This is a genomic window from Pseudomonas sp. FSL R10-0399, assembly GCF_009600165.1.
GTDB lineage: Bacteria > Pseudomonadota > Gammaproteobacteria > Pseudomonadales > Pseudomonadaceae > Aquipseudomonas > Aquipseudomonas helleri.
The window spans coordinates 1-13253 of record NZ_WIWK01000041.1 but is presented as its reverse complement, the minus strand read 5'-3'; the positions used below and the strand labels follow the sequence as shown (position 1 = coordinate 13253).

The 13253-nt window shown below is 55.8% G+C and carries 13 protein-coding genes and 1 pseudogene; 2 read left to right on the top strand and 12 right to left on the bottom strand.

The window, feature by feature from the left end; all coding sequences use genetic code 11:
- Positions 1-301: 301 nt before the first annotated feature.
- Complete coding sequence (locus tag GHO41_RS30740) at positions 302-1240, top strand: AEC family transporter (RefSeq protein ID WP_278938667.1); 939 nt, start codon at positions 302-304, stop codon at positions 1238-1240.
- A gap of 26 nt (positions 1241-1266) precedes the next feature.
- On the opposite strand, the gene lldD is transcribed toward GHO41_RS30740, so the two are convergent.
- The gene (lldD, locus tag GHO41_RS13825) at positions 1267-2409 is read right to left on the bottom strand and encodes an FMN-dependent L-lactate dehydrogenase LldD (protein ID WP_153433869.1); all 1143 of its coding nucleotides are present in this window, start codon (positions 2407-2409) and stop codon (positions 1267-1269) included.
- Positions 2410-2486: 77 nt separating this feature from the next.
- Here lldD and GHO41_RS30360 point away from each other — a divergent pair.
- A pseudogene (locus tag GHO41_RS30360) lies at positions 2487-2747 on the top strand (LysR family transcriptional regulator); the annotation flags it as partial.
- Positions 2748-2827: 80 nt separating this feature from the next.
- On the opposite strand, the gene GHO41_RS13820 reads toward GHO41_RS30360, so the two are convergent.
- The 11 genes from GHO41_RS13820 to GHO41_RS13770 form a co-directional block, all read right to left on the bottom strand.
- A complete protein-coding gene (locus GHO41_RS13820) occupies positions 2828-3985 on the bottom strand; it encodes a MalY/PatB family protein (RefSeq protein ID WP_153433868.1) in 1158 nt (385 codons plus the stop codon).
- Between the two features lie 26 nt (positions 3986-4011).
- On the bottom strand, positions 4012-5133 hold the full coding sequence (locus GHO41_RS13815; RefSeq protein ID WP_153433867.1) for an RHS repeat protein: 1122 nt from the start codon (positions 5131-5133) through the stop codon (positions 4012-4014).
- 87 nt (positions 5134-5220) lie between these two features.
- Positions 5221-5460: a PAAR domain-containing protein gene (locus GHO41_RS13810; protein WP_153433866.1), complete on the bottom strand. Its 240-nt coding sequence runs from the start codon at positions 5458-5460 to the stop codon at positions 5221-5223.
- A 56-nt stretch (positions 5461-5516) separates the two neighbouring features.
- Positions 5517-5924: a HEAT repeat domain-containing protein gene (locus GHO41_RS13805; protein ID WP_153433865.1), complete on the bottom strand. Its 408-nt coding sequence runs from the start codon at positions 5922-5924 to the stop codon at positions 5517-5519.
- Positions 5925-6079: 155 nt separating this feature from the next.
- Positions 6080-6442 carry an RHS repeat-associated core domain-containing protein gene (locus GHO41_RS13800; RefSeq protein WP_256678757.1) on the bottom strand — a complete coding sequence of 121 codons (363 nt, stop codon included), beginning with the start codon at positions 6440-6442 and terminating at the stop codon, positions 6080-6082.
- A gap of 238 nt (positions 6443-6680) precedes the next feature.
- Positions 6681-6971 carry a hypothetical protein gene (locus GHO41_RS13795; RefSeq protein ID WP_153433864.1) on the bottom strand — a complete coding sequence of 97 codons (291 nt, stop codon included), beginning with the start codon at positions 6969-6971 and terminating at the stop codon, positions 6681-6683.
- A 1-nt stretch (position 6972) separates the two neighbouring features.
- Positions 6973-7227 carry a hypothetical protein gene (locus tag GHO41_RS13790; RefSeq protein WP_153433863.1) on the bottom strand — a complete coding sequence of 85 codons (255 nt, stop codon included), beginning with the start codon at positions 7225-7227 and terminating at the stop codon, positions 6973-6975.
- Positions 7228-7323: 96 nt separating this feature from the next.
- Entirely contained in the window at positions 7324-7485 is a 162-nt protein-coding gene (locus tag GHO41_RS13785) for an RHS repeat-associated core domain-containing protein (protein ID WP_371928921.1), read from the bottom strand.
- 207 nt (positions 7486-7692) lie between these two features.
- Complete coding sequence (locus tag GHO41_RS13780) at positions 7693-8226, bottom strand: Imm15 family immunity protein (RefSeq protein ID WP_153433862.1); 534 nt, start codon at positions 8224-8226, stop codon at positions 7693-7695.
- Positions 8223-12713, bottom strand: a complete 4491-nt coding sequence (locus tag GHO41_RS13775; RefSeq protein WP_153433861.1) for an RHS repeat-associated core domain-containing protein — start codon at positions 12711-12713, stop codon at positions 8223-8225. Before GHO41_RS13775 ends, GHO41_RS13780 begins: the two co-directional genes overlap by 4 nt.
- Positions 12710-13253 (bottom strand): DUF2345 domain-containing protein (locus GHO41_RS13770; RefSeq protein ID WP_153433860.1); only part of this gene is annotated, 544 nt, incomplete at its 5' end. The genes GHO41_RS13775 and GHO41_RS13770, both read right to left, overlap by 4 nt.

Here is a 13253-nt window from a genome sequence, read left to right as displayed (position 1 = left end):
GTTTTTTAATTTGCTGAACAACGGTAGCTCAATTACTTTCCGCTGACTTTGAATCCGACTGCGCGTTAGCGCGTGGCCGGTTCAAACGGCGCAACACCCCAGCACAACTGCTGCTCGACACGGTTGATAAACCGCCTGTGTATGGGCGCCCAGGCCTTGGCCATCTGATCCGCTGTATTGACCCCGAATTCATCGCCCGCGTGTGCCACGTTCGGTAGCCGCAGTTACCGGGTGTGATGGCGCGTGCCGAACGTGTCGGGATCACACTCCAGAGATAAAAATAAAGTCGAGGATTCAAGAAGTGTTAGACAGGATAGTAGGGCCTCTTTTGCCTGTTGCATGCGTCATCCTCCTCGGCTTCATCGCCGGTAAGCGCGGGAAGTTAACCCACTCGGACAGCTTGTTGATCAGCCGTCTGGTGCTCGGCTGGATCATGCCGGCCTTGCTCTTCGTGGGCATGGCAAACACGCCGCGAGCGCAACTTTTGGACTTCAAGTACATTTTCGCGACGGTGATTGGCATCATCGGCATGTTCCTGCTGGCGCTGGGCATTGGCTGGCTGCGCCTTCGCGACCTCAAGGCGGCGACCCTCAAAGGACTGGTCAACGGTTTTCCGGATGCCGCGTTCATGGGGATCCCCATCCTGGGTGCCATGTACGGGCCGCAGAGCATCTATTCGGTGCTGGTCTTAAACCTTGTCGCAACCTTGATCATGATCCCCCTGACTATCACGTTGCTGACTATCGCCGATGGTAAAGGCAGTGGTGTTCAGGCGTTTGTGTCGAGCCTGTCAACGGCAGTTCGCAGACCTCTGGTGTGGGCGCCAGCGCTGGGCATTCTGCTGTCCATGCTGGAGTTCAAATTGCCCGCCGTGGCCGCCGAGTCGTTCAACCTTCTGGGCAAGGCGACGCCAGGGGTTTCGCTGTTCTGTCTGGGTTTGATCATGTCTACCGACACGTTGAAGATGTCGGGTGAGGTATGGACCAACCTGGGGCTCAAGCTGTTTGTTCAGCCGGCCTTGATGTTTGGGGCGATGGTGGTACTGGGCAGGCACGGCTTATTTGCCCAGCAAATGATCCTGTTGAGTGCGCTGCCCTCGGCGACGATACCGGCCATGTTCGCCAACCAGGCCGGTGTTTATCAGAGCGAGGCCGCGACCTCCATCTTGATCAGTACAGTGTTGTCGATCGTCACGTTTTCTGCCGCCATCTACCTCATAGACGGCGGGCTGGCTGCCTGATCAATACGTCTTGCCGGGGCGCGTTTTCAATAATCGCCCTGGGTCAGGGTAGAGCGGTCGATCTGGTCAATCGACGTAACACCTGTGAGCGTCATGGCGACGCGCATTTCCTTGCTGAAGATATCCAGCAGGTTTTCAACCCCGTGTTGCCCGTCAGCCGCCAGTGCATAAGCGCTGGAGCGCCCCAGCAAGCATCCTTTTGCGCCCAGTGCCAGCATGCGCACTACGTCCAGCCCGGAACGAATGCCGGAGTCGACGAGAACGGTCAGGTCGTCGCCTACGCTGTCGGCAATCGCGGGCAAGGCTTTGGCGGTGGACAGCACGCCATCGAGTTGGCGGCCGCCATGGTTGGAGACAACGATGCCGTCGGCGCCGAAACTCACTGCATCTTTAGCGTCCTGCGGGTCCAGGATGCCCTTGATGATCATCGGGCCTTTCCAGAACTCACGAATCCATTCCAGGTCTTTCCAACTGATGGACGCGTCGAAGTTGTTGGCCAGCCAGCCGATGTAGTCCTCCAGCGTGGTAGGTTTGCCGCGGTATTTAGTGATATTGCCCAAGTCATGGGGGCGCCCCAACAGGCCCACATCGAGCGCCCAGCCTGGCTTGGTCATGGCTTGCAGGATGCGCCGCGAGGAGGCGTACGGCCCGGACATCCCGGAGTGGGCATCACGATAGCGCGCCCCTGGGGTGGGCATGTCAACGGTAAACACCAGGGTCGTTACGCCCGCTGCCTGGGCACGCTCCAGCGCGTTACGCATAAAGCCGCGGTCTTTGAGCACGTACAACTGAAACCAGATCGCCTGCGGGCTCTGCGACGCCACCTCTTCAATGGAGCACACCGACACCGTCGACAGGCAATAAGGGATGCCTTTGTTGGCGGCAGCCTTGGCCACCTGCACTTCACCGCGACGGGCGAACATGCCGGTCAGGCCGACCGGGCTGAGGATGACCGGCATTGCGTGTTCCTGGCCAAACAGCGTGGTCTTGAGGCTCAGGCTCTCGACGTTTCGCAGGATGCGTTGGCGCAAGCTGATGGACGAGAGGTCGGCGCTGTTGGCGCGCAGGGTGTGCTCGGCGTAGGCACCACCGTCGATGTAGTCGAACAGAAAGCGCGGCAACTTGCGTTTAGCGGCTTCACGATAATCGGAAGCGGATGAAATAATCATGTCAATCATTCCTCAAAAACCAGATGAGCTCAGTGACCGCGCCGTGTCGCCGAGGTGGGCTAAAGATAGGCAAAAACCAATTCTGCGTCAGCAAGGCGTTCAAGTCCCTTGAAGACGAGTTGGGCATGCCCTTGTTTAACCGCGCCGGTCACAAAGTTTAGCTGACGGCTGCCGGTGAGATCGCCTGCCGGCGTGCACTTGTTTTGCTCTCTGAGCGTAGTGACATGCTCGCTGAAATCAACGAACTGCTCGACCTCAAGCGTGGCAGGTTGCGCATCGGCCTGCCACCGGTGGGTTGTAGGGTGTTGTTTGCGGCCATGTTTGGCACCTACCGTAAAGCGCTACGCAACTGTAGTCGCTGTCGAGGTACGAAGGCTGCGATCTTTTAACATCAAAAGATCGCGAGGCAAGCTCGCTCCTACGGTTTTGTGGTGCCCCGCAAGCTGCGTTCCATCCGCGCCAGACCTTCTTCCAGGGTCGAGCGCGGGCAACCGAAATTGAGCCGTACAAATTGCTGACAGGCTGCGCCGAACTCAGTCCCGGCGCTCAGGGCAACCTTGGCCTCTTCGAGGAAAAAGCGTTGCGGGTCTTCCAGGCCCAGTGCAGAGCAGTCCAGCCAGGCCAGGTAAGTGCTTTGCGGCGCGTGCAGGGTAATGCCCGGCAGCCGCGAGCGCACGGCCTCAAGCAGATAGTCACGGTTACCCTGCAGGTAAGCCAGCAGCTCGATCAACCACGGTCTGGCATCGGCGTAGGCGGCGCGAGTGGCTTCCAGACCCAAGGCATTTACACTGTCGACCATGCCGGCGCGGGCGTTATCAAAGCGCTCACGTAGCTGCGGGTTCTGGATCACCGCAAACGCGGTCTTCAGACCGGCAATGTTATAGGCCTTGCTGGCCGACATCAGAGTCACCGTGCGGTGCGCGAACTGCGGATCAAGTGACGCAATAGGCACATGGCGCAGACCATCGAATTGCAGATCGGCGTGAATTTCGTCGCTGATGATCAGCGCATTGTGCTCGACACAGGCATGACCAATATCTGTCAGTTCGCTGGCAGAAAAGCTCTTGCCCAACGGATTGTGCGGGTTGCTCAACAGCAGCGCACCGGCGCTGGCCAACGCCTCGTGCAGTGCCGGGATATCGGTATAGCAGTGGCCTTGGAGATCGGCCTGGAACGGCAACTCAATGCTTGGCAACTGCCAATGGCTGGCGGCATTACGCAGCGGCGAATAGTTTGGTGTCTGCACAACCACCCCCGCACCCAGTTCGATCAATGAGCGCAGCGCCATACTGACGCCGGGTTCGATACCCGGTAGAAACACCAGATCCTGAGGTTCGATCCGCCAGGCATAGTTATGCCAAAGGTAATCAACCAGCGTGTGGCGCAACGCGTCGGTAGCCAGGCAATACCCGAAAGCAGGGTGTGCGATGCGCTGTTGCAAGGCCTGCTGAATGACCGGCGCAACGGCAAAATCCATGTCCGCGACCCACATCGGCAGAACCTCATCCGGATAGCGGCCCCATTTTTTACTGCCGCTGCCGGCACGATCCAGCAGCGTATCGAAGTCAAAAGTCATGCTGTTCTCAAAGAAGTCAAAAGGTGTCAGCGCAAGGCATACACCGCCGTGTGGGGCGCTTGGATCGCGTTATTGAAACGGGCGTCATAGTACGCACCGTTGGCACCAAACGGCCACTGTCTGGTGTTAAAAGACGCTGGGTTATGCGGGGTGGGGGTGTTGATCGGTTTGAGTAGTGCATCAGACGTCGTTCGCCGGGGGTTGTCGCTGTAACGCGTTTCGTAGGCGAGGGTGTCGCCGTCCCAGCCGTAGATGTTTTGGCCGCAGACGTATTGGGTGTTGAGCGTGCGCTGCTGTTGCTCGATCCACGCCTGGCCGGTGCCGGACGTGCAGTGGGCTTTGGAGTATTTGGCTACCCGTCGTCCGAGTGCGTCGTAGGCGAAATCGGCGGTGAGGTGGTCGTCTTCGTAGCGGGTCAGGCGGTCATAGAGGTCCCAGGTGAAGCGAGCTTTTTTGCCGTTGTCGAGGCGTTCAAGCAGGTTGCCGCGGGCGTCGTAGGTGTAGTGCTGGCCGACGTAGTCGCGCAGCAGGTTGTCGAGGAGCTTGGGCGGCGGGTGGTGGATGGGCCGGCGCGGAGCCTTGGGGTCTAGCAGGTTGCTGGCCGGGTCGAAGGCGAAGGTTTCTTCGCCCTTCAGGGTAGTGGCACCGAGCAGGCGGCCGAGCGGGTCGTAACGGTAGTTGATGTCGCCACGGCGGTTGTCGTGCAGGTCGGTCAACTGCCCGGCGTCGTCATAGCGGTAGTTGCGCACCAGCAGGCGCGTGCTTGAGCCGGTAAGGGCTACGGTTTGTTCCTGTAACTGGCCGTTGGGCGTCCAACTCTGGCGCTGTTGTAGGCCGTTGCCTTGATGGCGGGCGATTTCGCGACGCAGGTCGTCGCGCTGGTAGCTGAGCAGTTCGATGTCGTCGACTTTCATCGTCAGCAAGTGGCCGCTGCCGTAGGTCAGCCAACTGACCCGGTGGCCGTCGGGGCGGATGGTGGCAATGCGTTGGTTGAGGGCGTCGTACTCGTGCTGCCAGATGGCAACGTGGCAGGGTTCGTAGAGGTGCAGGTGCTGGTGTTCACGGGTGTTGTTGCCCGCCGCATCGTAAAACCACTGCAGTTTGCAGGTCCGGAGCGTCGGAGTGGCTGAGCAGACGGCTTTTAGCATTGCGGGTTTTGATGGGGATCGTAGGCATTGGCGTTGTTGAGCCAATGGCGGTGATACTGAATTGTTAAAGAACGCTCGCTGACATGCTCAACGGTGAATTGATGCCCACGAGCCGCTGGCGATCAGCTTGGCACTGCAGGTAGTCTTCATGCCGTTTAGTGCTACCGGAACGCCGTTGACGGAATAGCTGTTGCTGTCTTCGACAATCGACCCCATGCACAGGGGCGGCGCATCACTAGTTAGCCTTTGGCTACCATTAGTTCGCCGTTGAGACACAGGGTGGGGCATGGTTTGGTTGACGAGTCCTCCGTGGTTTGTAATATACATTTCATAAAGAAGAGATCCTTGGAGTGATAGGGCACGATTTTTTAGTTGGTTGGAATTCACTGCTGAGGTCGAAGTCTGATGTTGTAGTTGGCAACGCGACTAACTCTGTCATCGGTATCCGAACACAGACGTTTAAGTATTGCATGAGGTGTTTTTTGGTTTGACGCAATCGCCTGTCTAACTATGGGGTGCTCGTCATTTGATAGGAGGGCTAATATCTTAGTATCAGATCTTCTTTTTTTTGCAATGCCATGCCTTGTCTTCCAGTTTTCACTTTTTGACAAAAGATTTATTGTGTTGGGCTGGAGAGTTTCGTTTTGCAGTATGAAAATTTCATAGTCTGGATATTTTGCGATTACATTCTCCCAGACGCTCTCATCTGCCTCTTCGGTAATGGCTCTTTTATTGTCAGCTTCAATGTTGCTGTTGATAAGATTGATAAATTCCTCGGCTGAAATGATCATTTTTTGTCCTGGTATTTTAATTTCTTTAGGTCGACGGAGCGACCTGTCGAGCCTTTATGCTTTCCTTTCATGATGTCTCCATACTCATTGAGGTCTGCTGTCCACTCTAGGGTTCCAGCGCTACTCGATTCTGTGAATAATTTCCACGCGCTTCCTCAGTGTTCGGTTTTATCGGCTGAGTACAAATAGCCGTCTTTCGGATCTCGAAATAGAGTTACGTTTCCTACTCCAGGAATATGCCCGTTACACTTTCTGCCATATCGTTCGACGCTCCATTTGTGTGCGAAACATTGTCGGTTGGCAATGTTTGGTTTTGCTGTTGGAGTTGGTTTTCTCCCTGATTTTGAGAGCCCAAACGGATCAATCCACCCCACCGGATTCGGCGCATACGCATAGACATTCAGCCCACCCGCAAACCCGATCGGGTCTTTGCTGATAAACCGTCCGACTTGCGGATCATAGTACCGATAGCGGTTGTATTGCAGTCGGTATCTACATCCAAGTATTGTCTTTGACAACGCAGTGAATTATTCAGGGTTGCGTAAGCTGCGGTTTCAGTTAAGTGCTATTGGGTAAATTGCCATGGTTAAGTAAGATTGTACTGTTGCCTAAATCGAGTCGTTGACTTTACGCTAGGATTAATTTTTTAGCGTGGTGTTTTGTGGTGCGTGTGGTGTTAGCATAGTTGTGCTTTAAATGTGTTTAGCTATTTTGAAATTTCTGCATCAAGTGAGTTAATACTTTTAAGTGGCAAGGTTATTGAAAGCTCCTGTCCAAGCTCTGTGTTTTTTTTTTAGCTATAAATGGTTTATCAATTTCTTCGTCGAGAATCGCTTTGAAAATATCTCCAGTTTTCATGTTTTTTACTGAAAATATAGGGTTTGCATCCATGAAGCTGGTTCCATCGGAGAACTTTGTGTTGTAAAAAGGTAGTGAGAAGCTGCTGGTTTCTATTTTTTTTGTATTGGCTAAGTGTGTGAATTTATTAACGATGTGTTCCTCTAGGCTTTTATAGGTGTCAGGGTTTGATAGGTAGTTTTTGAACATTTTATTTCTCCGTTAATGCTGTGCCTGACGTGATTTCTATATCGACATGTTTGTGCCGGGTATCTTTCACCATGAATGTTTTACTTACAGGTGCGCTGACCCCTTCACATCTGTATGCATCATCAATAAAGCGTTCCGCTTTGCCAAAAACACCTTCTCGTATCTTCATATCTGTGCGACTAATTTTTTCTTTGAGTTTTTCCATTTTTAGTTCCGCATCCGCCGCAGTAAGCGACTCATCTTGGTTCCAGCTCACAGACTGCTCAAGCTTTTTCCCTTGTGCTTGTATTCTTCCTCTGTGGACGGCCAGCCCAAACGGATCAACCCACCCCACCGGATTCGGCGCATACGCTTAGACATTCAGCCCATCCGCAAACCCGATCGGGAGTTTGCGGATAAACTTTCTGACTTGCGGATCATAGTACCGCTGGAGGTTGTAGTGCAGGCCGCTTGCTACATCGATGTATTGCCCCTGAGAGCGAAACGGGTTCTTGAGGTTTGCATGTACGGCAATTCCAATGGGAGCACTGTTGATGGAGTAGGTATTTCAGTCCTAGGTGTAGGAAACGACCTTTTGTATATACGGCATATCTCTAGGTTATTTAGCCTGCCATCGCCCAACTGTTGAGTATGGGCATGCACTCGCTGGTCAGGGAGCTTTAGTCAATAGATATAGTATATGGTTTATTATGCTATATCCATGAATGCGTGAAATTGAATCTCATTGTTTGTTCTGTTGTTTCGGAATGGCAAATATTCTTATGAATTCATCGTTGCAGGTGTGGTCATGAAATCTGCTTTCATAAAAGATAAAGCTGGCATCAAGGTTGCAGTTAATGAAGTGGTTTTTAATTGTTGTCAGCTCAGCAGATATTTCATTTGGCTGTTGATGCATAAGTGTTTTTTGAAGGTTGTCGTCCTTTTTTTGATTAGGGTATATGAATATGTTGGGAATGATGGGGTGGTTGGCGCGGCAACTTTTAAAGCTGGTGAATGTTATGGCAGTAAATAGTTCCTCTTTATTTATGTTTTTGATTTTGCTGATGGTGTGTATTGAATTGAGTAGAAAAACTGAAAGCCCTATCAGGAATTCTAGCGTGTCATTTTGCTTTAGTAATTCTGATAGTCTGCTGATTCTGCTGTCTCTTGATATGAGAGGCACTTCCTCGAAATTATCATGATTTGAAAAAAATATATCCATATCGTTGTATGGTTCTTTGCTTATTATGTCGTTATATAGATTTTCTAGTTTCATTTCTTAGGTATTTCCCATCCGTGATCGTTTAACCATTCGACTGTTTTGTTGGAAAAATTTACGTCGCCTTTGCCCTTGTCATGAATTGTTCCATCTAGGTTGTAGCCTGACCCACATGGGCAATGTGCATGCCATTGACTATTAGGTACGCTCTGTTCTGGTCCGTCAATGCGTACAATTTCAGGTGGCGCTTGCTCCCTTTTAACTTTGATTTGAGCTTCTTTCGGTGTTCCGCCTGATCGGCGTTTCTTTCTAGCCAACCCCAGCGGATCAACCCACCCCACCGGATTCGGCGCATACGCATAGACATTCAGCCCGCCCGCAAAACCGATCGGGTCTTTGCTGATAAACCTCCCGACCTGCGGATCATAGTACCGATAGCGGTTGTAGTGCAGCCCGGTTTCGGTGTCGAAGTACTGCCCTTGAAAGCGCAGCGGGTTGCGGATGTTTTCGCGAGTTGCGCTGTCTGTACGCTTCTCTTTGGCCAACCCCCACGCTTGATACGTCCCACTCCAGGCAATCTCTCCGCGTTGGTCGGTGAGTTCCATGGGCGTGCCGAGGTGGTCGCATTGGTACCAGGCCATGGCGTTGAACGGTTTTGCCACGGGTTGGTGTTGCCACAGCGGGTCGCGGTCGATGTGGTAGCCGTTTTCATGGTTTGGCTCGCGCACGAGCGACAGGTTGCGGTTTTCGACGGTTTGGGCGACGGGGATGAAGCTGCCCGGTTCGTAGAAGTAGTGGATCAGACGTCGTTCGCCAGGGTTGTCGCTGTAGCGTGTTTCATAAGCGAGGGTGTCGCCGTCCCAGCCGTAGATGTTTTGGCCGCAGTCGTATTGGGCGTTGAGCGTGCGCTGCTGTTGCTCGATCCACGCCGGGCCGGCGCCGGGGCTGGGCGGGCAGTGGGCTTTGGAGTATTTGGCTACCCTTCGCCCCAGTGCGTCGTAGGCGAAGTCGGCGGTGAGGCGGTCGTCTTCGTAGCGGGTCAGGCGGTCGTAGAGGTCCCAGGTTAAACGGGCTTTTTTGCCGTTGTCGAGGCGTTCAAGCAGGTTGCCGCGGGCGTCGTAGGTGTAGTGCTGGCCGACGTAGTCGCGCAGCAGGTTGTCGAGGAGCTTGGGCGGCGGGTGGTGGATGGGCCGGCGCGGGGCCTTGGGGTCTAGCAGGTTGCTGGCCGGGTCGAAGGCGAAGGTTTCTTCTTTGTACTGGCTGCTGGCACCGAGCAGGCGGCCGAGCGGGTCGTAACGGTAGTTGATGTCGCCACGGCGGTTGTCGTGCAGGTCGGTCAGTTGCCCTGCATCGTCATAGCGGTAGTTGCGCACCAGCAGGCGCGTGCTTGAGCCGGTAAGGGCTACGGTCTGTTCCTGCAACTGGCCGTTGGGCGTCCAGCTCTGGCGCTGTTGCAGGCCGTTGCCTTGATGGCGGACGATTTCGCGATGCAGGTCGTCGCGCTGGTAGCTGAGCAGTTCGATGTCGTCGACTTTCATCGCCAGCAAGTGGCCGCTGCCGTAGGTCAGCCAACTGACCCGGTGGCCGTCGGGGCGGGTGGTGGCAATGCGTTGGTTGAGGGCGTCGTACTCGTGCTGCCAGATGGCAACGTGGCAGGGTTTGTAGAGGTGCAGGTGCTGATGTTCGCGGGTGTTATTGCCCGCTGCATCGTAAAACCACTGCAGTTTGCAGGTCGGGTTGGTGGCCAGCAGCAGGTTGCCGTTGCCATCGTAAGCAAAGGTTTCGGTCTGCCATTGCTTGCCACCCTGGTAGGCGGCGTGGCGGGCGCTCAGGCGGCCGAGCGGGTCGTAGTCGTATCGCCAGACCCGGTCGCCGTCGGATCGATGGGTCGGCTGTTGGCTGCCGTTCTCGTACTGGTAGTGAATGGTTTGCCGGTCGAAGCCGGTTTCGCTCAGCAACTTGCCTGCCGGGTCGTAGGCGAAGGTGGCTGTGCTGTTGTTCTCGTTACGCAGTTCCAGTAATTGGCCGAGTTTGTCCCAGCGGTAGGCCAGGGTGCTGCCGTCGGCCTGCTGGCGTTGCTGGATCAACCCGGCTTCGTTGTAGTGCCACACGGTGCGCTGGCGCAGGGCGTCAGTGTGGCTGAGCAGGCGGCCTTCGGCGTCGCGCTCGAAATGCTCTTCGGTGTTGTCTGGCAGGGTCAGGCGCACCAGTTGCCCGGCGCTGTAATGGTAGGCGGTGATGTTGCCCACAGCGTCGGTAAAACGGCTGAGCTGGCCGAGGGCGTTGTATTGCCATTGGCTGACTTTGCCCGAGCAGTCGGTGTAGCGGGTCAGTTGGCCGTCGGCGTTGTAGGCCAGGTGTTTGTTGCCGCCGAGGGCGTCGGTGATGAGCACCGGCAGGTTGTCGCTGTTGTAGACGTAGCAGGTTGTGTTCTCCAGCGGGTCGAGGGTTTCGATGATGTTGCCGCGCGGGTCGTAGTCGTATTTCCACAGGCCGCCTTCGGCATCGCGGGTCTTGAAGCGCTGGTCCTGGTCATCATAGGCGTGGTGAATGCTGCTGCCGTCGGCGCGGGTGTGTTGCAGCAGGTTGCCGCGCTCGTCGTAGGCGTAGGTATCGGTACTGCCGTCGGTGTGGATATGGCGGGTGACGTTTTTGGCGGCGTCGCGAAAGAGCCATTCTTCGTTGCCGTCGGGGTAAATGATGCGGTAGGTGTAGCCAAGGATGTCGTAGTAGTGCCAGGTCTCTTGGCCGAGGGCGTCGGTGACGTAGGTGAGACGGATGTTGGCGTCCCATTCCAGGCGGGTGTCGTAGCTGCCGTCGTCGGCCCACTCGCGCACGGCTTTGGCATCCGGACCGTCGCCTTGCCATTGCAGGTTCATGCCACGCCCGGTGCGGTCGGTGTAGCGGGTGATCAGGTGATGCTGATATTGATACGCCCACTGCGCGGCGTGTTCGTCGCGGGCAGCGCGCAGATCGCCGTGTTCGTCATAGTCGTAGCCCGCCAGTTGGCGCAAGGGCGCGCCTTCGTGCATCAGCCACAGGGCGTTGATGCGGCCGTGGTCGTCGAGCTGGGTGTGGATGTGCTGGTGCGGGGTCTCGCCCTGGTGGGTGATCAGATCCGACAGCACTGCCTGGCCTGCGTGCTGGTGGTCATAGTGCAGGGTGACGCGGGCGCCGCCGCGCAGGGTGATGGCGGTGAGGCAGAAGTGTTTGCCGATGCGCTGGTAGTGTTCCTGGCTTTGATGCCCTCGGGCCAACGACAGTTCATGCTCGCTGGTGCGCACCAGCACGACATCTTCTATCGGGTCGTGGTGAAACTTGCCCGGTTTGAGCAATGGATAGTCATGACTGCGCCCATCGTCGGCGTGGTAGACCAGCCCTTTGTGACGAACCTCAAAAAACATGGAATAAGGGGTTGTCCAGCGTGCACCGAATATCCCGCTGTCAAGCGCTGACTGGCTTGAGCGATAGGCCCGCGACCACTCGATCGGGAAAGGTCCCGCAAGCGTAAAGTCGGTGTGGGCGAGGTATTCGCTGCCACGGGCGAAGCTGATGCTGTGGCCAGTGACCGGGCAAACGACATTTTTAGCGCAATTGGCATCTTTGCGCGCAGGGGCCTGGCGGCCAGTGGCGCCAAGGTTCCCTTGACCGCTGATGCTTTTGGCGTGTGCCGAGTGAGAGACCGGAACGTTTGCGTTGAGGTCTCTGCGTTTCTTTTTGGTGGCCTTGCTAAGTACTGAGAGCAAGTAGCCAACACTGTGTTCGGTGTTGACGTCTGCCAGTGCGGCCAACTGGCTGTTCACTTCCTTGGCGAGCTGACGCAGAAGCCCGGCATTGAAGAGAGCAAGTCTTTTAATGTCTTCAGGGATGTAGCCGCTGGCACTGTTCAGGGCGCTTACAGCTGCTTTACCCGGCGCATGGGTAATGGCGCTACCGATCAGTTTAAGCAGTGAAGTTGAGTCGCTGGTGGGCGGCTCCTTGTAGTGAAGGGTGCCGCTGACGAGATCTTCGATGCCCTGCGCGAAGCTGAGCATTATTTCTTGGCCCTTGGCACCGGCTCTTTTCAGCATGTCGTCGAGCTGGGCTTGGGCTTTTTCCACAAAGTCTTCAAGCGAGCCAAGGATGGTGGCGTTCAAGTGGCTGACCAGAACGCTGATGAGTGCGTCACCGAGCACGGCTTTGGGGTTCTGATTGATTTTCTGTCGTACGAGAAAAAGCGTTGGGCGCAAACTGGTGCGCGCGCCTGCCATGAAGGGCGGGGCCGGTATGATTCCGATGAGATTGATGGCCAGGCTGACCCAGTCGAGCAGATGGCGTTTTTCGCTGCGAGCAAGGGTGATGATGTCGTTGACCGCATCAATAGCGGCCATGATGTTGTTGATGATCGGGATGTAGTTGGCGACCGTTTTCAGCCCTTGCAGGGTGATCCGGTCGCCGCTGATTTCTCGCAGCCAGGTATCAACACTATTTGCGCCTTTTTTCAGGTCTTCGACGCCAATCGTGTCCAGTGGCGCAACAGCGACTTGGCCCTGGCGAGTACTCATTGGCCTTGCTCCCGGGTGGCGTGCGCTGCCAGCAGGGTGTGCGCAATCTGAGTGGCGGCTTTGCCGGGCAATGCGGGAGATGTCGAGTCGAAGTCCGGGGCATGGGGCTTACCGATATAACTGCTTAACGCCCAGGTGTCCGAGGGGTCTTTGCCCAGCTGTGCTTTGGCCGGGCCGGGGGCGAGGCCTGCCACGGCAGCGTGGCCCTGCGCGTCGAGCGTGCCCGTGAAGATTTGGCCTGATGCGTCCTCTACTTGATAAGCCGCGCCTTTAAAGGCGTGCTGGCTTGCATAGTGCTGAAACAATTCCAGATTGCCCTGGCCGCTCTTCGGTTCACCGGGAAACGCCGCGGCCTGGCTTTGCGCGTTTTTATAGGCAAAGTTGCTGGCATGGGCGATGTATTGGCCGCGAGTGGTGTGGGTGATACCACCGGCGTTATAGGTGGTGGTGCTGCCCGCGGCCATGATCACCAGTTCTTCTTTGGCGCTGAGGGTGATGCGTTCGGCGGTGGCGGTGATGTTGAGCTTGGCCAGCAGGTTG

Bases quoted from the DNA above. Each gene is read 5' to 3' on its own strand.
- lldD (WP_153433869.1), bottom strand. From the start codon at position 2,409: ATGATTATTTCATCCGCTTCCGATTATCGTGAAGCCGCTAAACGCAAG.
- GHO41_RS13810 (WP_153433866.1), bottom strand. From the start codon at position 5,460: ATGTATATTACAAACCACGGAGGACTCGTCAACCAAACCATGCCCCAC.
- GHO41_RS13820 (WP_153433868.1), bottom strand. From the start codon at position 3,985: ATGACTTTTGACTTCGATACGCTGCTGGATCGTGCCGGCAGCGGCAGT.
- GHO41_RS13775 (WP_153433861.1), bottom strand. From the start codon at position 12,713: ATGAGTACTCGCCAGGGCCAAGTCGCTGTTGCGCCACTGGACACGATT.
- GHO41_RS13815 (WP_153433867.1), bottom strand. From the start codon at position 5,133: ATGCTAAAAGCCGTCTGCTCAGCCACTCCGACGCTCCGGACCTGCAAA.
- GHO41_RS13795 (WP_153433864.1), bottom strand. From the start codon at position 6,971: ATGTTCAAAAACTACCTATCAAACCCTGACACCTATAAAAGCCTAGAG.
- GHO41_RS13805 (WP_153433865.1), bottom strand. From the start codon at position 5,924: ATGATCATTTCAGCCGAGGAATTTATCAATCTTATCAACAGCAACATT.
- GHO41_RS13780 (WP_153433862.1), bottom strand. From the start codon at position 8,226: ATGAAACTAGAAAATCTATATAACGACATAATAAGCAAAGAACCATAC.